Origin of the sequence: Paraburkholderia nodosa (assembly GCF_001718195.1) — a bacterium.
Classification (GTDB): Bacteria; Pseudomonadota; Gammaproteobacteria; order Burkholderiales; family Burkholderiaceae; genus Paraburkholderia; species Paraburkholderia nodosa_A.
Map to the genome: position 1 here is coordinate 96,262 of NZ_MCNV01000018.1, position 23,356 is coordinate 119,617.

General features: G+C 61.0%; 22 protein-coding genes and 1 pseudogene. 8 read left to right on the forward strand and 15 right to left on the reverse strand.

What is annotated here, in order from left to right; translation table 11 throughout:
- Positions 1–8 precede the first annotated feature (8 nt).
- On the reverse strand, positions 9–1,412 hold the full coding sequence (mdtD, locus tag BFD71_RS26355) for a multidrug transporter subunit MdtD (protein WP_069267256.1): 1,404 nt from the start codon (positions 1,410–1,412) through the stop codon (positions 9–11).
- 147 nt (positions 1,413–1,559) lie between these two features.
- On the opposite strand from mdtD, the gene BFD71_RS26360 reads away from it, so the two are divergent.
- Together BFD71_RS26360 and BFD71_RS41590 are read left to right on the forward strand one after the other, a co-directional pair.
- Complete coding sequence (locus tag BFD71_RS26360) at positions 1,560–2,420, forward strand: LysR family transcriptional regulator (RefSeq protein WP_069267257.1); 861 nt, start codon at positions 1,560–1,562, stop codon at positions 2,418–2,420.
- 29 nt (positions 2,421–2,449) lie between these two features.
- On the forward strand, positions 2,450–2,617 hold the full coding sequence (locus BFD71_RS41590) for a hypothetical protein (RefSeq protein WP_176732961.1): 168 nt from the start codon (positions 2,450–2,452) through the stop codon (positions 2,615–2,617).
- Between the two features lie 243 nt (positions 2,618–2,860).
- Here the strand turns inward: BFD71_RS41590 and BFD71_RS26365 are convergent, their stop codons facing one another.
- On the reverse strand, positions 2,861–3,634 hold the full coding sequence (locus tag BFD71_RS26365; RefSeq protein ID WP_069267258.1) for an SDR family oxidoreductase: 774 nt from the start codon (positions 3,632–3,634) through the stop codon (positions 2,861–2,863).
- A gap of 93 nt (positions 3,635–3,727) precedes the next feature.
- Between BFD71_RS26365 and BFD71_RS26370 the strand changes: the two genes are divergently transcribed.
- Positions 3,728–4,363 (forward strand): TetR/AcrR family transcriptional regulator, encoded by a 636-nt coding sequence (locus BFD71_RS26370; protein ID WP_069267259.1) that lies wholly within the window; start codon positions 3,728–3,730, stop codon positions 4,361–4,363.
- 12 nt (positions 4,364–4,375) lie between these two features.
- Here the strand turns inward: BFD71_RS26370 and BFD71_RS26375 are convergent, their stop codons facing one another.
- The 12 genes and pseudogenes from BFD71_RS26375 to BFD71_RS26425 form a co-directional block, all read right to left on the reverse strand.
- Positions 4,376–5,410, reverse strand: a complete 1,035-nt coding sequence (locus BFD71_RS26375; RefSeq protein ID WP_069267260.1) for an XdhC family protein — start codon at positions 5,408–5,410, stop codon at positions 4,376–4,378.
- 49 nt (positions 5,411–5,459) lie between these two features.
- Positions 5,460–5,843: a BON domain-containing protein gene (locus BFD71_RS26380; RefSeq protein ID WP_069267261.1), complete on the reverse strand. Its 384-nt coding sequence runs from the start codon at positions 5,841–5,843 to the stop codon at positions 5,460–5,462.
- A gap of 27 nt (positions 5,844–5,870) precedes the next feature.
- Entirely contained in the window at positions 5,871–7,016 is a 1,146-nt protein-coding gene (locus BFD71_RS26385) for a porin (protein WP_069267262.1), read from the reverse strand.
- Positions 7,017–7,080: 64 nt separating this feature from the next.
- Entirely contained in the window at positions 7,081–8,367 is a 1,287-nt protein-coding gene (locus BFD71_RS26390; protein WP_069267263.1) for an MFS transporter, read from the reverse strand.
- A 148-nt stretch (positions 8,368–8,515) separates the two neighbouring features.
- Positions 8,516–9,169, reverse strand: a complete 654-nt coding sequence (locus BFD71_RS26395; RefSeq protein WP_069267264.1) for an SRPBCC family protein — start codon at positions 9,167–9,169, stop codon at positions 8,516–8,518.
- On the reverse strand, positions 9,157–10,731 hold the full coding sequence (locus BFD71_RS26400) for an alpha/beta fold hydrolase (protein ID WP_069267265.1): 1,575 nt from the start codon (positions 10,729–10,731) through the stop codon (positions 9,157–9,159). Before BFD71_RS26400 ends, BFD71_RS26395 begins: the two co-directional genes overlap by 13 nt.
- Positions 10,728–11,975 (reverse strand): CaiB/BaiF CoA transferase family protein, encoded by a 1,248-nt coding sequence (locus BFD71_RS26405; RefSeq protein WP_069267266.1) that lies wholly within the window; start codon positions 11,973–11,975, stop codon positions 10,728–10,730. Before BFD71_RS26405 ends, BFD71_RS26400 begins: the two co-directional genes overlap by 4 nt.
- 4 nt (positions 11,976–11,979) lie before the next feature.
- Positions 11,980–14,667 carry a molybdopterin cofactor-binding domain-containing protein gene (locus BFD71_RS26410; protein WP_370684317.1) on the reverse strand — a complete coding sequence of 896 codons (2,688 nt, stop codon included), beginning with the start codon at positions 14,665–14,667 and terminating at the stop codon, positions 11,980–11,982.
- Positions 14,668–14,742: 75 nt separating this feature from the next.
- A pseudogene (locus tag BFD71_RS42875) lies at positions 14,743–14,925 on the reverse strand (2Fe-2S iron-sulfur cluster-binding protein); the annotation flags it as partial.
- 7 nt (positions 14,926–14,932) lie between these two features.
- Positions 14,933–15,799 (reverse strand): FAD binding domain-containing protein, encoded by an 867-nt coding sequence (locus BFD71_RS26415; protein WP_069267267.1) that lies wholly within the window; start codon positions 15,797–15,799, stop codon positions 14,933–14,935.
- 3 nt (positions 15,800–15,802) lie between these two features.
- Positions 15,803–16,975 (reverse strand): thiolase family protein, encoded by a 1,173-nt coding sequence (locus BFD71_RS26420; protein ID WP_083245486.1) that lies wholly within the window; start codon positions 16,973–16,975, stop codon positions 15,803–15,805.
- Complete coding sequence (locus BFD71_RS26425) at positions 16,972–17,382, reverse strand: Zn-ribbon domain-containing OB-fold protein (protein WP_176732962.1); 411 nt, start codon at positions 17,380–17,382, stop codon at positions 16,972–16,974. Before BFD71_RS26425 ends, BFD71_RS26420 begins: the two co-directional genes overlap by 4 nt.
- A 198-nt stretch (positions 17,383–17,580) precedes the next feature.
- Here BFD71_RS26425 and BFD71_RS26430 point away from each other — a divergent pair, with 198 nt between their 5' ends.
- From BFD71_RS26430 to BFD71_RS26450, 5 genes are all read left to right on the forward strand, one after another.
- The gene (locus BFD71_RS26430) at positions 17,581–18,258 is read left to right on the forward strand and encodes a TetR/AcrR family transcriptional regulator (protein ID WP_083245487.1); all 678 of its coding nucleotides are present in this window, start codon (positions 17,581–17,583) and stop codon (positions 18,256–18,258) included.
- 85 nt (positions 18,259–18,343) lie between these two features.
- Entirely contained in the window at positions 18,344–19,249 is a 906-nt protein-coding gene (locus BFD71_RS26435; protein ID WP_069267270.1) for a LysR family transcriptional regulator, read from the forward strand.
- Positions 19,250–19,367: 118 nt separating this feature from the next.
- A complete protein-coding gene (locus BFD71_RS26440) occupies positions 19,368–20,054 on the forward strand; it encodes an HAD-IA family hydrolase (RefSeq protein WP_141710805.1) in 687 nt (228 codons plus the stop codon).
- Entirely contained in the window at positions 20,051–21,187 is a 1,137-nt protein-coding gene (locus BFD71_RS26445) for a DSD1 family PLP-dependent enzyme (protein WP_069267272.1), read from the forward strand. Before BFD71_RS26440 ends, BFD71_RS26445 begins: the two co-directional genes overlap by 4 nt.
- On the forward strand, positions 21,177–21,581 hold the full coding sequence (locus tag BFD71_RS26450; RefSeq protein ID WP_069267273.1) for a RidA family protein: 405 nt from the start codon (positions 21,177–21,179) through the stop codon (positions 21,579–21,581). The genes BFD71_RS26445 and BFD71_RS26450 overlap by 11 nt, the downstream gene beginning before the upstream one ends.
- A gap of 23 nt (positions 21,582–21,604) precedes the next feature.
- Here BFD71_RS26450 and BFD71_RS26455 read toward each other — a convergent pair whose 3' ends face one another.
- A complete protein-coding gene (locus BFD71_RS26455; RefSeq protein ID WP_069267274.1) occupies positions 21,605–23,161 on the reverse strand; it encodes a methyl-accepting chemotaxis protein in 1,557 nt (518 codons plus the stop codon).
- Positions 23,162–23,356 lie beyond the last annotated feature (195 nt).

Sequence of the window (23,356 nt, forward strand, 5' to 3'; positions counted from 1 at the left end):
TCGCGCGCTCAGCGGCGAGCGGCCGTCGACGCCATCGCGCAAGGCGCAGCGGCGACGCGCGTCTGCGTGTCGATGCGGCGGAAGACCAGGGCGGAGATCAGCGTGATCGCGCCCACGCCGGCGAAGCTCATGCGAAAGCCGGGCGCAACCGATCCCCACTGTGCCTCGCCAAGGCTCACGAGCGCGCCGCCGATGGTGACGCCGAGTCCCATCGCGAGCATTTGCACCATCGAAAAAAGGCTGTTGCCGCTGCCGGCGTCTTCGTGCGAGAGGTCCTTGAGCGTGACGCTGTTCATCGCGGCGAACTGCATCGAGTTGGCCGCGCCGAAGATGGCCAGCACGACCATCTCCACCGCAACGGGCGTGCCGCGCGAGATCAGTGCGAACGCAACGATCGATGCGCCAACGATCAGCGTGTTGACCAGCAGGAACGTCTCGTAGCCGTAACGGCGGATCAGCGGCGCAATCCAGCGTTTGGCGACCGTCCCTGCGAGCGCGGCGGGCAGCATCATGAGGCCCGAGCGCAGCGGCGAGTAGCCGAGCTCGAGCTGCATGAGCAGCGGCACGAGAAACGGCACGGCACTCGAGCCGACGCGGCAGACGAGATTGCCGATCAGGCCGACGCTGAAATTCGGCTCGCCGAACAAGCGCAGCTTGAAGAGCGGTTCGCGGTGGCCGCGTGCATAGGCCACGTAAGCGAAGGCCGCCGCGATGCCGACTGCGAAGAGGCCGGCAGACCACGCGGCGCGATGCGTCTGGACCGGCGTGTCGAAGGCCAGCGAGAACGCAATCATGCACAGCGACACGAGTGCACAGCCGGCGAGATCGAATGGAGGCGCCGCAGTGCTCGACGCGTTAGGCAGATAGCGGTGCACGGCGAATACGCCGGCGAGGCCGATCGGCACGTTGATCAGGAAGATCCAGTGCCACGAGATCGCCTGCACGAACCAGCCGCCGAGCGTCGGGCCGACGATCGGCCCCACCTGGCCCGCCACCGAAATGAGTGCGAGCGCCGAGACGTACTGCTCGCCGCTCACCGCACGCAGCACCGCGAGCCGGCCGATCGGCATCAGCATCGATCCGCCGATGCCCTGCAGCACGCGCGCGACCACGAGTTGCGCGAGGGTGTGCGCACTCGCGCAGCATAGCGAGCCGAGCACGAAGATCAGAATCGCGACGAAGTAGACGCGGCGTGTGCCGAAGCGGTCGGCAAGCCAGCCCGAAGCGGGCGTGAGCATGGCCATGGTCAACGTGTACGCGACGATGACCGGCTGCATCACGAGCGGTCTTACGCCAAGACTGCGCGCAATCGAGGGGAGCGCGGTGTTGACGATCGTCGTGTCGAGCGTCTGCATGAAAAAGCCCGCGGCGACGATCCATAGCAGCGCCGTGTGGCTCGAATTTTTGTTCATCTGGAACTTCTCGGCGCGCCGCGTGAGGGGCGGGAACGGCTTTGCGGCGCAATTGTCATCAATGGCGTCATGATATTGTTACCGTCGCTCATCGGGAACCCCAGTAGAGACTTTGACTGTCATCGGCATTGCCGATAACCATCCGCCATGCTCAATCCCATCTGGCTCAGGACCTTCGAAGCGGTCGCGCGCTGCCACAGTTTCACAGAAGCGGCGCGCCAGCTCGGCCTCACGCAGTCGAGCGTGAGCGACCACGTACGCCGGCTCGAAGAGTCGATTGGCCGCCGCCTGTTTATCCGCGACACACATTCGCTTGCCATCACGTCCGATGGCGAGGCGATGCTGGCGCATGCCGGCAGCATCCTGCAGGCGATCAACCGCGCCGAATCGCAGTTCCGCGCGCCGCGCCTGCGCGGGCGGGTGCGGCTCGGCTGCTCCGACGACGTTGCGCTCGGCCCGCTGCCCGCCGTGCTGACGGCGTTTCGCAACGCGCATCCCGACGTGGAGCTGGAAATCACCATCGGCATGACGGGCCGGCTTTACGAACTGCTCGATTCCGGCGCCATCGACCTGATGGTCGGCAAGCGGCGGCTGGGCGACAAACGCGGCACGGTGCTCTTCACCGGACGGCTCGAATGGCTCGCGCGCGCCGGCACGACGATGGATCTCGCGCAGCCGCTGCCGCTCATCCTCGTCGCCGAGCCGAGCGTGACGCGGGCCGTGGTGCTCGACGCGCTTGCGCAGACTGATTTCCGCTGGCAACTGGTATGCACGAGCAGCAGCCATTCGGGCTGCGTGGCGGCGGCGCGCGCCGGCCTCGGCGTCACTGTGCGGCCCCAATACCTCGCCGCGCGCGGGCTGGCGCCGCCCGTGAACGTCGCGAGCCTGCCGGCGCTGCCCAACGTCGAATTCATCGTGCTCGCGGCAAAGCGGCTTTCCCGCCCGGCGCAAACGCTGCTGCAGCTCATGCACGACAGCGACTTGCGGGGCTCGTGGATTGGGGAGTGAGCGCGAGGCGGGAGGGGGGGGAATGCGGGGTGGTGCGCGGATCAGGTGCCGCCGGATTCGAACGCGCTTTCCGCACGCAGCACTTCGACGAACGCTTGCTGGACGGCGGTGCCGAGCCAGTCGGTGCGCCGCTGAGTTTCGGCATCATGCGCGCGCTGCTTGTTTATCGGCGCAAGAGCCGGGGGTTGCAAGTTTGATGGGGCGTGGCTGCGTCTGGGTGGAGGTGTCCCACAGCGCATTTTATGTTGTATTTAACATAATATAATTTATCGCAGTTTTACTTGTCACAGCTTTTTTGTAATGTCTGATTCTGGCTATTTGCAGATGTCGTGTTTTTGAGCGCTGGCAAGCTGGCAGACTGCCGCAACCGCTGCGGGGCCTGCCATGAAGCCGGACACGACGCTGGTCGCACACTGGTGCGGCCTTCATGTCAGAGGGACTTAGAGCCGGGCACCGCCCGTCGCGTCGATCACCTGCCCCGTCGTCCAGCGTGCCTCATTCGATGCGAGGAACGTGACGACATCAGCGACATCAACAGGTTGACCCACTCGTGAGAACACCGACATGGCCTCCGCGCCGGCACGTGCCTCCGGCACCTTGATCCACGCCGCATTCATGTCGGTCTCCGTGACGCCCGGCATGACCGCATTCACCGTGATGCCACGAGGACCGAACTCAGGGGCAAGCGCCAGCGTCAGCGTTTCAATCGCACCTTTCGAAGCGGCGTAGGCGGGATGCGTTGGAGCCGCGACACGCGTAAAGCCCGTCGAAACATTGATAATTCGCCCATTGTCGCGGATGTGATCTGCAATAGCCTGGATCAGGAAGAACGGTGCCTTGAAGTTGATCGTCAGGACCTCGTCGAATGCGGACTCACTCGTCTCAGACAGGCGGATGGCCGGTGCCACGCCAGCATTGTTGACGAGGATGTCTAGCCTCGGCTCGCCCGTGGCGTCGATGGCAGCGGCCTTGAACTGTTCCCAGATACTGTCCGTTGCTTCCTTTCCGCGACTTAGGTCCGCTTCGATCGCGACGGCTTTCGATCCGAGAGCTTCGATTTCACGGATGGTGGCGTTCGCCGCATCCCGATTGGCGCCGTAGTGCACGCCGATGAGCGCAGCCCCCTCTTTCGCAAATGCCAGGGCTACGGCATGGCCGATGCCACGCGAGCCTCCCGTAATCAGGGCCACCTTGTTTGAAAGCTTTGCAGACATCGACCACTCCTTCCTGACTGAATTAGTAGTGGTCACTATAATATTGACGTCGAAACACGCTTGTCAACGATTTTTATAGGACTCGATATAAAAATGAGCGAACCCGCCCGGAAACGCGGCAGGCCGAGGTTGCTGGACCGCGACGTGGGACTCGATGTCGCCGCTCGGCTGTTCTGGGAGCATGGATACGAGGGCACCTCGATCGCCGATCTGACCGAGGCCATGGGTATCCCGCCGCCGTCCCTCTACGCAACCTACGGCTCGAAGGAGGACCTTTACAGACAGGCGCTCGACCATGTCAGCGAGCGTGAAAACAAAGCCGTGCTGGAAGCGCTAAGCGGAAAGTTGCCGGCGCACGATGCGATAGCGTTCTATCTGCACGACGCTGCGGCACGCTTCACCGACCCGGGAAGGCCGCGCGGCTGCATGATTTCGACTGCTGTTCTCCAACACGCCGAAAAGAGCGAGTCGGTCGCCCAATTGGTCTCCGCGCGACGGGAGCTTGGGCTGCAGACCATCAAGGTACGCTTCGACCGTGCCGTCGCTGAGGGCGAACTTGCCCCGGATACCGACACCGAAGCGCTCGCACGCTTCTATGCCGCAGTGGTGCAAGGCATGTCCGCGCAAGCCTGTGATGGGGCATGCAGGGAAAGACTGAAGCGGCTGGCTGATATTGCGATGTCTGCATGGCCTTCGCCTCCAGTTCGCCGCCGGAAGCCGGTTTCATGAGAGAACCCGCTTTCACCAAACACGATCCAGCGCACTGATCGGTGTGCCATCATTCGTGACTGCCTTTGCCGTCTTCCCACGCTCGACCCTAAGGATTGCCGGCAGCGACACACGATTCTTCGCGGCCGTTACTTCTGCGAGAATCGATATCGCGATTTCGGGCGGCGTGCGGCTGCCGATATAGATCCCGGCCGGACCGCGCAACCGTGCAAGTTCTGCGTCGCTCAGATCGAACTCTTTAAGCCGCTCGCGCCGTGCAGCATTGTTGCGCCGCGAGCCAAGCGCACCGACATAAAACGCGGGTGTCTTCAGCGCTTCCATCAGCGCGAGATCATCGAGTTTAGGGTCATGCGTGAGTGTAATGATTGCACTGCGTTCGTCGGGTCTCATTTCCAGGACCGTATCGTCAGGCATCGTGCGCACGAGTTGCGTGCCGGGTACATTCCATGTCTGCACATACTCCTCGCGTGGATCGCACACCACCACCTGATACTCGAGTCCTGTCGCGACCTGGCATAAGTAGCGCGATAGCTGTCCCGCGCCAATAACGAGCATACGGTAGCGGGGCCCGTGAATCGTCGTCAGATGCATCCCGTTGAAGTGCACACCGTCAGTCGTCCCCGGTGGCCCAAGTGTGACGGCACCCGTTATCATGTCTAGCGTGCGCGCCACCAGTTCGCCACGACTGAGCGCTTCGTGCAGGGCCTGAATACGGCTTTGCCGCGTAATCGGCTCAAGCACGAGTCGCATCGTGCCACCGCAAGGCAACCCGAACCGATGCGCTTCCTCGGCACTAATGCCGTATTCGACCACCTCCGGCACCCCTTGCGCGACGCCGTACCGACGCACCTGGTCGATGAGATCATCTTCGATACAGCCGCCTGAAACGGAGCCCACCACACGACCGTCATCGCGCAGGACAAGCATCGCCCCCTCCGGGCGAGGCGACGAACCCCAAGTCTTCACGACCGTAACAAGCAGCATTCGGTGGCCCGCATCAAGCCAGTGCATCGTAGCTTCCAGCACCTCGAAATCGACACTGTTCATGCTCACATTCTCCTACGGTACGCAGTCGAGCCGCGTCATGCACGTGCGCCTACTGACTGCCAAACGGCGTTTTGACCGTCAGCCGGTTGGTCACGGACCTCACGCCGGGAACGCCCCGCGCGATCTCCGTCATCTCACCGATGTGTGAGGCATCAACCACCGTCCCGTCGAGCGTCACCGCGCCGCGCTTCACCACCACGCTGATGGCGCCCGCGTCGATCTCCTCGTGCTGTGCGATTGCCGCGTAGACCTTGCGGCGCAGCGCAAAATTGTCCTTCCGGCTACTCGTCTGCGTGACGCTGCCGGAGGCTTCGGTCGCTGTGCCTTTCGACACGGTGCGCGCTTCGCTCTCGCTGGCCTGCGCCCAGACGTGAATAGATGTTGATCCAACCAGCAACCCGACAGCGATTTTCAGTGCCCTGCTTGTCTTCATTCATTGCTCCAATCAGCCACGGTGGGATCAGAAGGTGTGCCGAATGCCAATCATCGCGGCGGTGCTGGAGGTACCCTCAGGAACCGGCGCGGCGTAGGCGATCGCCTGGCTCATCTTGCCCCGGTTATTGACATGGCCAACCTGTACATAGGCGATGGTGGTCCTGGACAAACTGTATTCGGCGCCCACCGCGTACGCATCCGATTGATTGGATGAAACGTTGCGGTCCTTGAGGTAATAAAAGCCAGAGGTGACCTTGAAAAACGGCGTGAACTTGTAGCCGAGCCCCGCGGAAATCATCTCGAAGTCGGCCTGACCGCTGTTCGCCGGATCCTTGCCGATGCTGTATGACGTCGATACTGACAGGTCGTGGAACGTGTACATCGCGCCGAAATAGTAAAAGCGATTGTTATCGCGCCCGGTGGACGGTGCCGTGATGATCGCGCCGATCGCTGTCGTCGTGAAGGGATTGCTGTCGTGGCCGTTGTAGTAAGCAGCCGAGAGATTGAGACCGTAGTTCGAATACCTGAGCACGGCAGACTCGCGCGTGCCACCCTGGGATTGACCGGCGACGCCACCCGGCGCATATTCGAGTCCCAGCGATAGACCGTGAAATTTCGGCGACTGGTAAACGATCGCGTTAGAGTCGTACAGCGCACCGATCGCTCCGTTTGTACTGGTGCCCTGCCAGCCTGCAGCCTGATTCATGCCAAGCCATGCGGTGAGGATACTGCCGAAGAATTGCGCGCCCCGTACGTCGGTGTCGGCCATCGCAAATATTATCGGCACGAACTGACGGCCCGCATCGATCGAACCGAAAGGACCGGAGATGCCGATCGTCGCTTGCTGGTTGAAGATTGCGCTGACGCCCGGCGTGTCGGACAGCCCGAATTTTCCGTTGGTACTGGTGAACGCTCCCTGGAGCTTGAAGTTGACCTTGTAACCACCGCCAATGTCTTCAACGCCCTTGAGCCCCCAGAAACTGGTGAAAATTCCCGCGTCCTTGAGTGCGTATAGGTGGCCGAGATTCATTTTCGACTGGAAATTTGGCGCATTCGCGCTTTGATACAGCAATCCCGTATCGAGGGCGCCATACAGCGTCATCGACGATTGCGCGTGTGCCGCGACCGTCCACACAAAGACCGTCGAGGCGACGATCACTTTCATTTTCATGCTGTCTCCAATGTCATATTTTTTGGTGGATGCGTGCCACGCTTCGAACTTCCACGTCGTCTTTTCAGCCCGTTTCCGGCCCGAAAAATATGGCGGCCAATCCCATTCCGAATACGGTTGCGAGAGTGATTCCCACCACACGGAATCCCAGATTCGCCGACGCAAACGACACGAGCAACGGTCCGAACGCGGTAAAGAGACGGGCCATATTCCAGGCGAAGCCTTGTCCTGTGGCGCGAACATGGAGCGGAAAAAGCTCAGTCAGGTACAGAGCGACGATCCCAAATCCGCCCATTGCGAAGAAACCGAATCCAAGCATTGAGAAATAGAACGTCCCCAGTGTTTTCGCCGCTCCAAAAAGGACAACGACTGCAATCCAGGCGCCAGCACAAAACACTGCGTAGACGATCCGTCGGGAGACACGCGGCATCAGACTGACGAGGAGCAGAATCGAGGCGTATCCAAGCACCGCACCGGCGTTGGTCGCCATGAAAGCGATGCCCGTCTGTCGCGTGAATTCCGCGCTACCGGCGGATGGGAAGAACTCTCTCAGCAACGTGGGAAAGATGATGGATGCCCCCCAGCCACCGATCATCATTGCCGAGGCAATGAGCGTTCCGACAATGGTTCGACGGCGCAACGGGCTGGCAAATATCTCCGATATCGAACCCATTTTCGGACCTGCGTGACGCATTGCGGCCGCACGTGACTGCTTCCAACTCGCCGATTCCGGTGTGATGAACCGCAGGCCAAGGCTCGCGAGTGCCGGTGCCGCCCCCACGCCAAGCACCCAACGCCATCCAGCGCCTGAAAGCAGGATCGCGAGCGCGGAGGCGGCAACCAGCCCCGCCACATTGGCAACCTGCATCACCTGAACGGCCTTCGCCCTGTGTTTTTCTGGCCAGGTCTCCACGACAAGCGCGGCGCCGGCGGCCCACTCACCACCGATTCCAAAGCCCGCCAGCATCTGAAACAGGAGGAGTTGATACCAGTCTCGCGCGAAGGCACCGGCTGCCGTGAATACCGAATAAATCAGCATCGTGCCGAGCATCACTCGCGCTCGCCCGAACCGGTCTGCCACGATACCGGACAGAATCCCGCCGATGCCCCAGCAAAGCAGTTTCGCGCCGACAATGAGCCCTCCAATCCGCATGACGCTGCCCTGTGAAGCCCCGAGCAGGTCGTGAAGGGCCGGAACCATGATCATGGTGAACAGGTAGAGATCCATTGCATCGAACATCCACCCCACAAACGCGGACGCAAGTACAATCCAGGCGGCCTTGCCCACGACAGGAGCACCAACATTGCTCCCATGGTCTGTCGACTCGAAAGGAGTCGAGTTCGTTTCCATCTTCCCATCTCCTGCTTTGCACTACTTATGATTAGACAAACAGTTCCGGACACTTCGATGGCATCGCGTGCTGGCATGACAGGGTTCAGTAGAAGCGGCTGCCGTTTGCACGCCTGACCAAACTGATCAGAAACATGAACGAAGGGAACTATGACGAACGCGGTCTGGCAAACCACCGCCTGCACTTCAAAACCAGCATTTTCCACAACAAGCCGAGTACGGAAATCTCGTTCGTTGAGCGTGCTGAGTTGTCGCTGCGTGTTGCCGCCACGGGTTCTCTGTCTCCAGTGGATGTCGAAGCGAACGCGTTTGTGTCGTCCAGGGGCAACGCTGTTTCGGCCTGCCGGTCCGCAAGTTTCTCCAGCAAATTCGCCGCGAATTGACGGACCATCTGTTCCGATACGGCATTGATGATTCCAACTCCGCGGCCATACTGCGCCACCTGCCCCGCCATCTGCACACTGGTGCGAACGTCAACCTGGGTGCCGGCGGCTTCATTGAGGCGTGATAGAGAAAACGTGGTCACCGTATTGGCCGATCCGCGGTTTTTGGTCTCCTGCCATGTGGCCTCAACGGTCGCCATATGCGCGTCACCCCACGGGGCGCTCAAGGTGACCTTGCCGGAGAACTCCATCGCGATTGGACCCAGCTTGACGCGAATCAGCCCCCTGTACGTGTCCTTGCCGAGTGTGTCCGTGAGCGTCGCACCGGGAAAGCAGGACACCACCAGCGGAACGTCGAGTAGTGCGTTCCAGGCGTTCTCGATAGTCGAGTCGACCGAAAAGCGATTTACGATCTCCATACTTCTCCACCTTCATCCGTGTATTGCTCAAACTGGCTTAATAAAACGTCCGCGTACGCATCGGGCGCGTCGACACATGCAAGGTGCCCGGCAGCGCGCAGCGTCCGTTCCTCCGCCCCATGGATTCCTTGCGTCAACTGCGCCGATACGGTTCTGGGTACACTTCCGTCGAGTTCGGCGTTGAGCACGAGTGTCGGGACCTCGATGTCGCACAGAAGACTGGAGACGTCATCCGTGGCAATGGCGTGCAATATCTCCAGGTAATCCTTTGAAGCGATGGCCGCAATCTGCTGGGCAAGTCGCTCCCGCTTCGGGTACGCCGTGTTTCTGTGGAGGGTCTGCTCCACGTACATGCGCGCAAAGAGATGCATTGGCAGCTTTTTCAACATCCCTTCGGTTGCTGCGAGCCGCTTGGCTACCGTCGGTCCGGAAACGCTTGCGTAAGCACTCGACAAGACCATGACAGCCACGCGTCGACCCAGCTTCGCGGCAACGCGGATTGCAGTGAGTCCCCCCATCGAGATACCCACCAGGCCAAAACGGTCGAGACCGATGGCCCCCGTCACCGCAACAACGTCGCTGGCAACCGCGTCTGCATTCCACGCGCTTCGCTTCGTCGAGTCGCCGTGACCGCGGGCATCTATTGCCACGACTCGATAATTCGCGGTGAGTGCGGGCAGAATATCGTCCCACAGCGCGCTCGATGTGCCGAGACTATGGAGCAAAACGACCGCGGGCCCGTTGCCGATGTCGATATAGGCAATGCGCTCGCCGTCGACGCTCAGAAACCGCTTGTCGTGGGACGGCGCGAACGGCGCTGTCACGTCGAGGCGAGCCGCAATCGATTCCGCCAGAACGTCGGCGGCAAGCTTTGACGAATCCGGGCCGGCCGATTCGCGCAGGAAGGTCTTGATTCCGAGTAATGCCTGCGGAGCCCGGCTGTTCATGAACGCGATGAAATCGTCCTGCGCGTTGTCCAGTTCCCAAGGAGCGACTATTTCGCCGATGAGCCCATACTCCAGAGCGGTCGTCGCGTCGATGGGCCGACCCGTCAAAACCAGACGCGAAATTGCCTTGACATGGACACGCGAGATGAGCACGGACATCAGCAGTGCAGGAGCAAACTGCTTCTCCAGTTCGTTGGCTTCGAACTGGCTGCGCACGTCGGCGACTGCGTAGTCGCTCGCTGCAACGATTGCGCAACCCATACCCGAAGCGAGCCCTTTGACGAAACACGCAACCGGTACCGCACTCGAACGGATTGCCTCATAGAGTGCGAGAATGGGCACCGCGCCCCGTTCCTTGATTGCAGGGCGTGGATCTTCCATTGGGGAAAGTGCCGGCGGTGGCGAAGAGGCCCGGCCTGTGCAGAAGTTCTCGCCTTCGCCGGACAACACGATTGCCACGGTGCACTCGGGAGGGTCACTGATCACCTCTGTGAGCGCTCGAGTCATTGCGTCATCCAGCTCGTTCCTGCCGTCAGCACTGTTCAGGGCAATGTGCAAAACATGACCCTTCATCGTCAGCAGAAGATTTTCATGCATTCCGATCTCCACGTTCATCGCGATTTCACGCCGGGTGATGGCATGCCGGGTACAAACTGCCGAACAACCCCCTGGTTCTGAAGTGTCCTCAGTTCGTCAGTATCCAGCCCGACGTACTCTCCGAGCACGACGTTCGTATGCTCCCCCAGATGCGGTGGGTAACTCGCATCGACAGGCCCCGAGGTATCGAGCTTGATTGGATTGCCGGGCACGCGCACATGAGATCCCGCTCCGCTGCGAAGCTCGACGAGCATGTCTCTGTGCGCGACCTGGGAGGCGTTCAGTGCTTTATCCACCGTCTTGACCAGAGCGGCCGGAATCGAGGCCGAATTCAGCAGATCGAGCCAACTCTGCGCGGATTCGGACCGAAAGCGCGCCTCCAGTATTTCCCATAGCGCCGCCTTGTTTGCCAGGCGTTCGTCCGGATCCTTGAATCTCGGGTCGTGGACGAGGTGTGGCAAACCGACTGCCTTGCACAGGTCCGCCCACATACGTTCGGTGTTGGCGGTCACAACCAGTGAAACGCCGTCGCCACATTCGAACGAGCGGTAAGTCGGTATCGAATCGTGGCCTCGTCCCTGGGGTTCCGGCACTTCACCCGATAGCAGGTAATAGGCGCCTTGATAACAAAGCATCGCGATTTGCGCATCGAGCATCGACACATCGACGAACCGTCCTTCGCCGGTAGTCTGGCGCTCGACCAGCGCAGCGAGTACGCCCATTACGCCGTACATGCCGGCCGCCAGATCGCCGATCGGAATGCCAGCGCGAACGGGCGCTCGCCCAGGCTCCCCGGTCAGACTCATGCCCCCTGACATCGCCTGCACGATCATGTCGTAAGCGGGAAGATCCCTGTCCGGGCCGGTCTGTCCGAAGCCGCTGATACTGCAATAGACGAGCCGCGGACTGCGCGCGCGAAGCGCCGCTTGACCGAGCCCGAGCCGCTCCATCACACCGGGCCGATTGTTTTCGACAAGGACATCTGAATGTGCCGCCAGCTCCCGAACGAGTTCGGCTCCCCGCTCCGTCTTGAGGTCAATGACCACGCTCTTCTTGTTGCGATTGACCGCAAGATAATAGGCGCTGTCGCCCTCTACGAAATGCGGTGGCACGCCGCGTGAAAGTTCGCCCGCCGGCGGCTCGACCTTGATGATCTCAGCGCCGAGGTCACCGAGAATTTGCGTTCCGAAAGGGCCCGACAGGAACTGCGTGAGATCCAGAACCCTCACGCCGCTCAGCGGACCCGTTTTTCCAGATTCCATAGCGTTATCCTGCAAGTTCTTCGTTCGAGGTGTGTTGGGGAGCGGCGTCGCTGTAGGCGCCTGCGGCATGCAGCCGATCAGAGATCATTTCAGGCAGCACGGGGGTTTCGTCAAATCGGATAGACCAACGGCTCAGCGCATCCTCGATGGCACTGACGATCGCCGCGGAGGCAGGAATCGTCCCGCCCTCCCCGGCGCCTTTGACGCCAAGCGGGTTGTTCGGCGAGGGGGAAACGAGATGCGCCATCGAGATGTGGGATGGCATGTCGAGAGCGGTCGGCAGCAGAAACTCCGCGAAATTCGTCGCAAGCGGCTGGGCATTCTCGTCGTAGGCATGCCGCTCGAGCAGCGTATTTCCGATCCCATGGGAAATCGCGCCAATCACCTGCCCTTCGACGAGCATTGGATTGATCACATTCCCGCAATCGTGCGCAACGCCATAACGCAAGACCTTTACGTAGCCAGTCCCGAGATCCACCTCGACTTCCGCGAACGCCGTTCCGTTGGCGTAGACACTGGCTTTCGGGGAGAAGTAATGCGTGACAGTCATGCCTGCATCCAGCCCGTCAGGAAGCGTGAACCCAGGTATCCCATAGGACATCTGAGCGATTTTCCCGAGCGGCAACGCCCTTTCCGGCTGACCTCGCGCGCATACGACGCCACGCGCGATCTCGATCTGATCCAGCGGAACACGAAGGGCGTTCGCAGCCAGCGCCCTGATTTTTCCCGCGAGCTTGCCGCATGCAATGTGGACTGCATTTCCGGCGTTGACGGTGATCCGGCTCGCGAATGTCCCGACACCCATTGCAAGCTTGCCCGTATCGCCGACGACTACCGTGATGGCATCCATATCGACACCGATCTGATCGGCTGCGATCTGGGCAAAGATGGTTTTCATGCCTTGCCCCTGCGCGCCGGCGCCACCGACGTCCAGGTGTATGCGTCCGTCGTTTTGCAAGGTGACTTCCGCCCCTTCATAAGGACCTAGACCACAGCCTTCCACATAATTGGCAAAGCCAATGCCGAGATATCGTTGCCGCGTGCGCGCGTCCTCCTGGCGGGCGCGAAACGCGTCCAGACCGGCAAGCTCCTCTGCCTTTTTCTGGGTCTCCGGATAGTTGCCGGAGTCATACACCATCTGCGAACCGTCGCGGAATATCAGGCCAGTTTTGTACGGTAGCTGTTCCGGCTGCACGAAATTGCGACGTCGAATTTCCAGACGAGTGAGGCCGAGCTGGTCGGCTGCGGCATCGAGCATCCGCTCCATCGCGAATACCGCTTTAGGCCGCCCCGCACCACGCACCGGCGTGGTGGGTACCATGTTCGTGCACGCGACTTTCAGCTTCACCTGGAATGCCGGGACGACGTACGGACCCAGCGACGAGGTCACCGCGATGATCGGCACGACTATGCCCCAAGGCACGTACGCACCGTTATCGTGGACCACGGAACCGCGCACGCCGAGGATCTTTCCGTCCTGGTCGAGCGCCATCTCGAGATCCCACAGTTGATCGCGCTCCTGGGTAATACTCAGGAAGTGCTCGCGACGATCTTCGGTCCATTTGACCGGCACACCCAGCCTGAGTGCAGCCGAGGCCACGACGAACTCTTCCGGATAGGCGATACCCTTGGGACCGAACGCCCCCCCAACGTCCGGCATGATGACCCGGATCTTCGCTTCGTCGTAGCCGAGCGCTTGCGCGAGGAGACGTCTTTCGAGATGCGGCGCCTGGCCTGAATTCCAGACGGTCAGATCACCGGTGCCGCCATCGAGCCGCGCGAGGGTTGCGCGGCACTCCATCGGGTGCGCAGTTGCGCGATGATGGAATATCTCGCGCTTGACCACGTGCGCTGCGCATGCAAAGGCCGAGTCGACTTCGCCGAAAGCAAACGGCATGTCGAGCAGGAGGTTTGTCGGAACGTCGCTGTGAGCCCGTGGCGCATCCGGGTCGAATATCTTCCTGATGTCGCCGGCAACAGGCAGTACCTCGTAGTCGATCTGCACCAGGTTAGCGGCGTCTTCCGCGATGTACCGGCTTTCGGCAAGGACAACAGCAACCGCCTCGCCGACGTAGCACACCTCGTCCGCAGCCAGCGGCGACCACATGCGCGGCTCAGTGAGCATGTGCGTGGGCGCCAGGACAGGCAATGGCTGCCGCAGCGCTTCGTCCAGGTCGGCGAACGTCCAGACATGGTGGACGCCCGGTATGGCCTTTGCCGCTTGCGTATCGACGTGCCTGATGCGGGCGTGCGCGTGCGACGATCGCACGAAACAGCAATGCAATGTTCCGTGAAGGTGGATATCGTCGACGAATTGCCCCTCGCCTTTGAGCAGCGCTGGGTCTTCGGTGCGCTTGACGGGTTTGCCGACATATCGCGCGTGCACGGCCGAATCCGTGAGAGGTGCGCTGTTTTCTGAGTGTGCGGTAACCAGACCGAAAACTGGATCGGGCTCGCCGCGCATTCTCGCTGCGGCGAGCAGCGCGGCTTCGACTATGGCCTGGTAGCCCGTGCAGCGGCAGATATTGCCGCTGATCGCATCACGAACTTGCGCCTCGGACGGGTCGGGGTGGGCCCGCAGAAACTCCGTGAGTGTGGTCAACATGCCCGGGGTGCAGTATCCGCACTGCAACGCATGGCGATCCTGAAACGCCTGCTGCAGGATGCCTAGCGAGCCGTCGGCATTCGCCAGCCCCTCTACGGTTGTGACCTTCCGCCCGTCGACCTGGCCACAGAGCTGAAGGCACGAGCGCATGGAACGTCCATCCACCAGCACCGTGCATGCCCCGCAAACACCATGCTCGCAGCCATAATGCGTGCCGGTCTTGCCAAGCTGGTGACGAAGAAAATCGCCGAGCGTCACTCTGGGGTCGATGTCGCAGGTCACAGCCTGTCCGTTCAGTTCGACGGCAATCCTTGCCTGTTCCACGAATTCGATTCTCTGATCCATGATTCCCTCAGCTTGCGTTCAATGCGCGAGCGAACGCACGCCCAAGCGCACGCTCGGTTACGGTGCTCGCGAGGCGTTGCCGATAGGCGGCACTGGCACTCGTGTCGCCAAGGGCATCGATCGAGCTTGCTCTGCCGGCTGCTGCCTTTGCGAGACCGTCGCTGGGCTGCTGTCCCTGGAGGACGTCGTCGAGCTGCAGACGGCAAGGTTTGCTGCCCATGCCGCACAGGACCACGTCGGCACGGCCGATAGCGCGATTGGCGTCGACGGACACCATGGCCGCGGCCCCGACGATTGCGAAGTCCCCATGCCTGCGCGCGAATTCCTCGAACGCATAGCCGTGCGGCTCGTTCCAGATGCGCAGGCGAATTTGCGTCACCATTTCGTCCGGTTCGATCGAAGTCGTCATGAAGCCGCACGCGAACTCATGAAACGGGATGCGCCGCTCTCCGCGGGGTCCCACGGCGACGATGGTCGCATTGAAGATTTCGGCGAGTGCGGGCTGCTCCGAGGCCGGGTCGAGATTGCAAACGCTTCCGACAAAAGTGCCCCGATTTCGCGTCTGAATATGACCGACCAATCGATACGCCTCCACCATCAGCGGTGCGTATCGATGAATCAAAGGAGATTGCTCGATATCTCGCTGGCGAACCAGTGCGCCGATGCAGACCTCGCCGCCTTCCAACGCTATCCCGTCGAGGCCGGGTATCGCGTTCACGTCGATCAGATGGTCCACATACGCGTAACGCATGGCCAGCATCGGCATCAGCGTCTGGCCGCCAGCGACGATGCGTGCATTGTCCAGCGTGGCAAGCAGCTCGACGGCACGCGCCACGCTTTCCGGGCGGTGCCAGGTAAAGGGTGCTGATTTCACTTCTCACCTTCCAAGAATGTGTATTGCGCAGGCACCGTGATCGAAGCCGTAGGTGCCTCCACCGGTGATGTGCGCCAGCCCGATTCGCGGACCGCGCGGCTTGTCTTTCGCGACCTGCCGTGCGCCGCAGCGGCCCTGCAACTGGCGGGTTATTTCTACGATCTGCGCGATTCCCGACGCGCCAAGCGGATGGCCCCTGCAGAGCAGACCGCCGGACGGGTTGAACGGAATCCGTCCGTTCAGCGACGTTTGACCTTCCCTGATCAAAGCCGCCCCTTCTCCGTGGCGGGCAAAACCCAGTGCTTCGTAGTACAGCAATTCGGCGATGGTGAAGGCGTCGTGACACTCGACGAGATCGATGTCGGAAGGGCCGATGCCGCAGGATTCGTAGGTCTCGTTCGCACAACGCATCGTGACCTCGGGAGTCGTCATATCCCTGCCTCCCTGCATGTAACGGCCCGACGTCAGATGCGACGCAAGAATCTTCACGGCGCCTTGCCGATTCGCAATGGGAAAGTCGGAGGCCGCAAGCACGACCGCCGATGCGCCATCGCCCAGCGGGCAGCACTGATGCAACGTCAGCGGCGAGGCCACCTGCCGACTAGCGAGCACCTCATCCACCGACATGGTGCTGCGGATCTGTGCATACGCGTTGAGCGCGCCATTCGCCCTGGCCTTGACCGCGATCTGCGCGAGATCGCGAGGCGACAAATCGAATTCGTGCATGTACCGCTGTGCGCGCATTGCGTACAGCGCCGGCATCGTCAAACCGTTCGCCGCCTCGACATCCTCATCGCCCAGATCAAGTGGGCCGCTGCCGAGACGGGTCAATTGCTCCGCTCCGACCACCACGGCACAATCCACCGCCCCCGCGGCAATCGCGAGCCAGGCGTGCCGGAATGCGCTCGCCGACGACGAGCAGGCATTTTCGAAATTCGCCGCTTCGATGCCGGTCAGCCCCGTCTCCCGTGCGATACGTTGAGCAGCCAATGGACCACCGGATACCGTTCCGCAATAAATAGCGCCGATGCGCGGTCGATCGATTCCAGCTTCATCAAGTGCCTCGATGACCGCAGGCGCGGCGAGCTGCGCAAGACTCACTTCCGGGAAACGCCCAAAGCGAACCATACCTGTGCCAGCGACGCTCACGCTCCTCAAACCGTTCGTCGCGCTCATGAACTTACCTGCCGGGGAACTTCGCCGGGTGCGGCAAAGAAGTAGATGAACTGGCTCGCTCGTTTGTTTGCTGCTTTCACTCGCAATTCGAGTTGTTGCCCCGTCTGGACAGCGCCAGCCTCCATTTCGATGCGCCCGAAGACCCTCAGACCCTCACTAAAGTCCACGTAGCCGACGGTATAGGGCGTGTCGACGCCCCTTGGTCCCATATGCACCACGCTGTGGCAGTAGAGGGTGCCGATTGTCGGCAGCGGCAACGCAACGAAGTCGCGGCCGCCGCAGTGCGGGCACACGGTGAGGACTGGATAGATGGGCGCTTCACAGCCGGAGCACCTCGCCCCGAGTAATGACCAGCCTTTCCCGCCTCTGATAACCGAGGCTGTGCTTAATCGTCTGAAACCGTTCACGCTGGCTCCCATTTCTGTTCGAGATTCATGGTGTAGTGTGTATTACACTATAGTACTAAACGGCAGCGATAAAGGTAGGGAAAACCCGGCATTGCCGATGCCTCCGATTTCGAAGGACCGTCCGCAGTCTCGCTTGCTGGCGATTTTTGCCAACGGGGGGCAGAATGCCTTCCAGACCGATAGTTTTGGAGCTTGTGAGTGGAAATAGCGAAGGCAGGAAGGAAGAAGCCCATCTCGCGCGGAGAGACTTCCTCGACGAACGGCGTAGAGGGATATCAGCAGCGTGTTAGCAGGGAAAAGCGCGCGCTGATCCTGGAGGTTGCAATTGCAACGTTCCTGGAAAGCGGATACGACGCGGCCACGATGGATTCCATTGGCGATCGCGCGACAGTGTCATACGCGACCCTGTACAAACATTTTCCCAGCAAGGAAACGCTGTTCGTCGAAGCGGTGGACCATCTGATCCATCAGCTATTCTCGAACTGGAAAGATCACGTCGTGCCCAACGACGTCGAACCGGGCCTGCGCGAAATTGGACGCGCATTCTGCGAGCTCGTTTCAGACGCGCGGTTGATTTCCGCGATGCGCCTGATCATTGGGCAAGCGCGAAACTTTCCCGCGGTGGGCGCCCGCTTTCAACTTGCGAAGCATTTATTCAGCGATATTACGGATGCCTGGTTGCAAAGGCGCGTTGACGAAGGCGAGCTGCGTGTTGCCGACGTGCAGCTCGCGCGCGCAGAATTCATTGGTATGCTGGGCGAGACCGTTTTTTATCCTCGCCTCATGCAAACAGACTACGCCCTGTCCGACGATCAGGTAGAACGCGTCGTCGAGAGCGCCGTTTGCACTTTCCTGGCGCGATATCGAGTCCAATGAATCGCATCGCGGCGATCCCCGCTGCGTCCCTCCCGGCGCGGGCCCACCGAACAACAATTGCAGCCGCAACCGCGATGAGACCAACATGAGCGATTCAAATGACATTCGCTTCCTGCTGACCATACAGGAAACCGGCAGCCTCGTTGCGGCAGCGAGAAAGCTTGGGCTGTCGCCGCCGGCGGTCACGCAGCGGTTGCAGCAGATCGAAAGAAAACTCGATATCCGCCTCGTCGACCGCAGCGCTCGCCGCTTACGGTTCACGGAAGAAGGAATGTTGCTGTGCCAACGCGGCGCACACCTGGTGACACAGTTCGACACGCTGCTCGAGGATTTGCGCGCACGCCGCGGTGGGCTCGTCGGCACCGTGAGAGTTCGCGCGCCGCTAGGTTTCGGGCGGCGCTATCTCGCTTCCGTCGTTTCCCGCTTCCAGCAGGACAACCCCGACGTCGACATCGAGTTGACGCTCACCGATCAACCATTGACCGAGGCCGCCGACCGCTATGACATCGTGGTTCACATCGGCGATCTGCCTGCGTCGAATCTGATCGGCTATGCGATTGCGCCGAATGCACGCTTCGTGTGTGCATCCCCAGCGTTTCTGAAGCGCTTTCCGAACCCGGAAACCCCTGACGATCTGGCCGAACTGCCATGTATCGTGCTGCGAGAGAACAACGAAGACGCATCGCTCTGGCAGTTCCGCAAGGGCCGCACGGCGCGCAGTATCCGCGTGTCGTCGAAGTTGAGCTGCAACGATGGCGAGGTGATTCGCCAATGGGCGTGTGAGGGCCGTGGCGTCATTCTCCGCTCGGAATGGGACGTTGCCGGCGATATCGCGAAGGGAAACCTCGTGCGGCTGCTCCCCGCATGGAAGGCGCCCGACGCCGATGTGATCGCACTCACCAACAATCGCGCCGGATTGCCCGCACGCACCCGGCAATTCATGCAGTATCTGCAGGCACATTTTCGCCCACAGCCGCCGTGGCGGAGCTAGCCGACACCTCGAAAGACATTCAATCTTTCTGAATGATTGATTTCGTGCGACTGAATTCCCGGCGCCTGATCGAACTCTATACTTGATGCCATGAACGAACCGCATGGAGGCCTCGCTCATGAGCAGTCCATCTTCAACGACCGGCTATCCGAAGGCGGTCCTCTTCGATCTTCTCACCGCGCTGCTCGACTCGTGGACGCTCTGGAACCGCTCCGCAGGCTCGGAGCAGGCGGGGCGTGCGTGGCGCGCCGAGTACCTACGTCTAACCTACGGTTGCGGGCGCTACGTCGCCTACGAACAGCTGGTAAAGCAGTCCGCGGTGCACGTGGGCTTGCCCGAATCCTCCGCACTCGCGCTTGAGGCAGACTGGCTTCAACTGACACCGTGGAGCGGTGCCGTCGAGGCAGTGCAACAGCTTCAACCGCATTGCAAGATCGCCATCGTAACCAACTGCTCGATACGACTTGGCCGCCAGGCGGCAGGAATCTTTCCCGTCAAATGGGATGCCGTAATCACCGCCGAAGAAGCCGGCGCATACAAACCCGACCCGACGCCCTATCGCCTGGCGCTCGACGTGCTCGGCGTGACGCCTTCGGAGGCCGTCTTCGTCGCCGGCTCGAGCTACGACATGTTCGGCACCGCCTCGGTCGGCTTGCGGACTTATTGGCACAACAGGGTTGCCCTGCCCTTGGTAGAAGGTGCGCCGCCTCCCGAAATCGAGGCGCCGACACTGGAATCACTTGTGCCCTGGTGCAGCCGGTTCCGACATTTCGGCGCACAACAAGCTGCCCAACTGAAATCATGAAACTTGATCAACTCGATACCCCTGCAGCCCTGGTCGATATCCCGCGGATGAACAGGAATATTGCGCGTATGCAGTCGCGCCTGAACGCGCTCGGCGTGAAGTTTCGCCCGCACGTGAAAACGACCAAATGTAGGGAGGTGGTGCACGCGCAACTGGCAGCCGGCGCGAACGGCATCACGGTTTCGACGCTGAAGGAAGCGGAAGCGTTCTTTGCGGCTGGCGTGACCGATATTCTCTACGCGGTCAGTATCGTGCCGTCGAAGCTGCCAAGAGCGATGGCGCTCCGACAACGGGGCTGCGATCTGAAGCTGGTGGTGGACAACACGCGCGCAGCGGTAGAAGTCGCGAGGTATTGCGCCGGGCAGAAGGAAGCCTTCGAAGTCTGGATCGAGGTGGATACAGATGGGCATCGCTCAGGGATCGCGCCGGAGCAGGATGCGTTGCTGGAGGTCGGGCGCATCCTGCATGACAGCGGCGTCAAGCTCGGCGGCGTGATGACACACGCGGGCTCCAGCTACGAGCTTCACACGCCCGATGCGCTGTCTGCGCTCGCCGAACAGGAACGCGCAGGCTGTGTTCGCGCAGCGCAACGGCTGCGTGACGCGGGCCTCCCTTGTGACGCGGTGAGCGTCGGTTCGACACCCACCGCGTTGTCCGCCGAGAAACTGGATGGCGTATCCGAGGTGCGCGCGGGTGTTTACGTCTTTTTTGATCTCGTGATGCGCAACATCGGCGTATGCTCGACCGATGACATCGCTTTGAGCGTGCTCACGACGGTTATCGGCCATCAGCCGGAAAAAGACTGGGTGATCGTGGACGCAGGCTGGATGGCGATGAGCCGCGACCGCGGGACGTCGCGGCAGACGGAAGATTTCGGATATGGTCTGCCCTGTAGTCTCGATGGCACGCCTTTGACCGACTGGGTTTTAAGCGGTGCAAACCAGGAGCACGGGATTTTGTCGCCGGCTCATGAAACACAGCAAACAACGAACCTGGCGACCCGCTTTCCGATCGGAACGAAGCTGCGTATCCTGCCCAATCATGCCTGCGCAACAGGCACGCAGTTCCCGGAGTATCACGCGCTATCCGCAGATGGCGAAACAACCGTATGGAGCCGCTTTCATGGCTGGTAACGAATCGGGCACGCGATTGCCGCGCACGGAAAACCCGGTGAACCTGCGTCCCCCGGGGGGCCACTATAGTCACGTGGCGATTGCAAACGGACTGGTCTTCGTGTCGGGTCAGTTGCCGATCGACGCGCAGGGCCAAAAGCTGACCGACGCGTCGTTCGAGGCGCAGGCCGAGCAGGTGCTGGCGAATCTCAAGGTTGCGCTAGAAGGCGCAGGCAGCAGCATCGCGCAACTGGTCCAGGTTCGCGTCTATCTCGACGATATCGAGCATTGGCCGAGTTTCAATCAGATCTACGCGGATTGGGCGAGCGAGGCGCGGCCGGCACGCACAATCGTGCCGACGGGACCGCTCCACTTCGGCTTCAAGATCGAGATCGAAGCGACAGCAGTGCTATAAGGTTGCTTGTGCTCGCGGCAGAGTCACGACGTACCCGATGCGATCTTGAATTCCGAAACGACATTGTCGAGCAGCGCGGCCTGCTCCTTGAGCGACTGGGCTGCGGCTGCAGCCTGCTCGACGAGTGCCGCATTTTGCTGAGTCGTTGTGTCCATTTGCACGACCGCGCCACTCACCTGCTCGATGTCGTGACTCTGTTCCTGCGTAGCCCGGTGCAACTCAGCCATCAACCCGCTTACCGCTGAGACTGACGACACGACCTCGGTCATGATCGTGCCTGCCCTTTGCGCGAGCAGCGAACCTTGGTCGATCTTCCCGACCGTCGCATCGATCAACTGCTTGATCTCTTTTGCCGCCTGCGCACTTCGTTGAGCGAGACTTCGGACCTCACTCGCAACGACCGCAAAACCGCGCCCGAGTTCTCCAGCCCGTGCCGCCTCGACGGCGGCATTCAGCGCCAGAATGTTGGTCTGGAAGGCGATGCTCTCTATCAGGCCCACGATTTCGGCGACCTTGCTGGAATGCACCGATATGCCTTGCATCGTCCGGACGACTTCGTGAACCACCTCGCCGCCCGCAGATGCCGTTTGTGAAGCCGCCAAGGCCTGTCGACTCACGGTATCGGCAGTCTCCGCGTTCTTCTTGACGGCCCGCGTCAGCTGCGCCATGTTCGCGGCTGCAAGCTCGAGCGACGCTGCCTGTTGCTCGGTTCGCCGCGAAAGATCCGCGCTGCCGGAGGCAATCTCCTGTGCGCCGACGTTGATGGTTTCCGTGCCGCCGCGAACGCTCCGGACAGTTCGCACCAGCGCGTCCTGCATCGTCCTGACGTCCGCCATGAGCATTCCCATCTCGTTCCGATATTCGGCGAGCACATCACCCTGAAGATTGCCTGAGGCAATGCGCGCGAGATGTGTCTTGATTTCAGCGATAGGGCTCACCACGATTCCAACGAGGATCCGCCGAGCCCCTATTCCCACGGCAAGTGCGACCACCGCCGTTGCCGCAAGCATGGCGACCATCAAATGAAAGCGCGACTGCGCCTGCGCAAAACGCTCTCGTTGCAGGTCGACGACCGCGTTCTCGCGTTCCTTCATCGCGCTCTGATAAGACGCCACCGCATCCTGTGTCGCCTTCCCCTGGAGTTCCTTGAAGTGGCCGAAATCCATTTGGCCGAGCGCGTCAGCCGCGGGCAGGATTGCCTTGTCGAGGACCGACCGGCGGCGCTCTGCCAGCTGCTTCGCCGCATCGGAGTCTGCGCCCGATTGCAGTGAAAGATATTTCGAGAATTCTAGTTCGGAATCCTTTAGATCCTGTCGCGCGCCCGAGAGCAAGTCCGGCTCCGGGTCACCCAGACCATACAACGAAAGGTAGCTGTCGAGTGAAACGCGTGCGCGCTGAAGCAAGGCGTCACTGGTCTTCAGCGCGACCAGCGAACTGGTATCCACTTCATACATCGCTCGCAGCTCGTCGTTGTTCAGCTTCAGCGCCAGAATGCCCGCAGAGCTCGTCACAGCAAGGATGACGACAAACACCGAAATTACGCAGGTCAGCCCGCTTTTGATACCGAGCCCCTTGAGCATGTTTCCCCCCGATTCATGATGTGTCAAATCGACCTCTCCACACGGGCCGTGACGACCTTTTTATTAGTATGAAAAGATTCCAACTGCAATAAACCACTACTCCGCCGAGTAGCGCGCGGTCCTCGTCAGAGACGCCAGACGTTCGACTGTGAAGCTGACCCGACGGCTGAGCGTTTGTCCCGCAGCAAGAACCGA

Bases quoted from the DNA above. Each gene is read 5' to 3' on its own strand.
- mdtD (WP_069267256.1), bottom strand. From the start codon at position 1,412: ATGAACAAAAATTCGAGCCACACGGCGCTGCTATGGATCGTCGCCGCG.
- BFD71_RS26360 (WP_069267257.1), top strand. From the start codon at position 1,560: ATGCTCAATCCCATCTGGCTCAGGACCTTCGAAGCGGTCGCGCGCTGC.
- BFD71_RS26365 (WP_069267258.1), bottom strand. From the start codon at position 3,634: ATGTCTGCAAAGCTTTCAAACAAGGTGGCCCTGATTACGGGAGGCTCG.
- BFD71_RS26370 (WP_069267259.1), top strand. From the start codon at position 3,728: ATGAGCGAACCCGCCCGGAAACGCGGCAGGCCGAGGTTGCTGGACCGC.
- BFD71_RS26375 (WP_069267260.1), bottom strand. From the start codon at position 5,410: ATGAACAGTGTCGATTTCGAGGTGCTGGAAGCTACGATGCACTGGCTT.
- BFD71_RS26380 (WP_069267261.1), bottom strand. From the start codon at position 5,843: ATGAAGACAAGCAGGGCACTGAAAATCGCTGTCGGGTTGCTGGTTGGA.
- BFD71_RS26385 (WP_069267262.1), bottom strand. From the start codon at position 7,016: ATGAAAATGAAAGTGATCGTCGCCTCGACGGTCTTTGTGTGGACGGTC.
- BFD71_RS26390 (WP_069267263.1), bottom strand. From the start codon at position 8,367: ATGGAAACGAACTCGACTCCTTTCGAGTCGACAGACCATGGGAGCAAT.
- BFD71_RS26395 (WP_069267264.1), bottom strand. From the start codon at position 9,169: ATGGAGATCGTAAATCGCTTTTCGGTCGACTCGACTATCGAGAACGCC.
- BFD71_RS26400 (WP_069267265.1), bottom strand. From the start codon at position 10,731: ATGAACGTGGAGATCGGAATGCATGAAAATCTTCTGCTGACGATGAAG.
- BFD71_RS26405 (WP_069267266.1), bottom strand. From the start codon at position 11,975: ATGGAATCTGGAAAAACGGGTCCGCTGAGCGGCGTGAGGGTTCTGGAT.
- BFD71_RS26420 (WP_083245486.1), bottom strand. From the start codon at position 16,975: ATGAGCGCGACGAACGGTTTGAGGAGCGTGAGCGTCGCTGGCACAGGT.
- BFD71_RS26435 (WP_069267270.1), top strand. From the start codon at position 18,344: ATGAGCGATTCAAATGACATTCGCTTCCTGCTGACCATACAGGAAACC.
- BFD71_RS26440 (WP_141710805.1), top strand. From the start codon at position 19,368: ATGAGCAGTCCATCTTCAACGACCGGCTATCCGAAGGCGGTCCTCTTC.
- BFD71_RS26445 (WP_069267272.1), top strand. From the start codon at position 20,051: ATGAAACTTGATCAACTCGATACCCCTGCAGCCCTGGTCGATATCCCG.
- BFD71_RS26450 (WP_069267273.1), top strand. From the start codon at position 21,177: ATGGCTGGTAACGAATCGGGCACGCGATTGCCGCGCACGGAAAACCCG.
- BFD71_RS26455 (WP_069267274.1), bottom strand. From the start codon at position 23,161: ATGCTCAAGGGGCTCGGTATCAAAAGCGGGCTGACCTGCGTAATTTCG.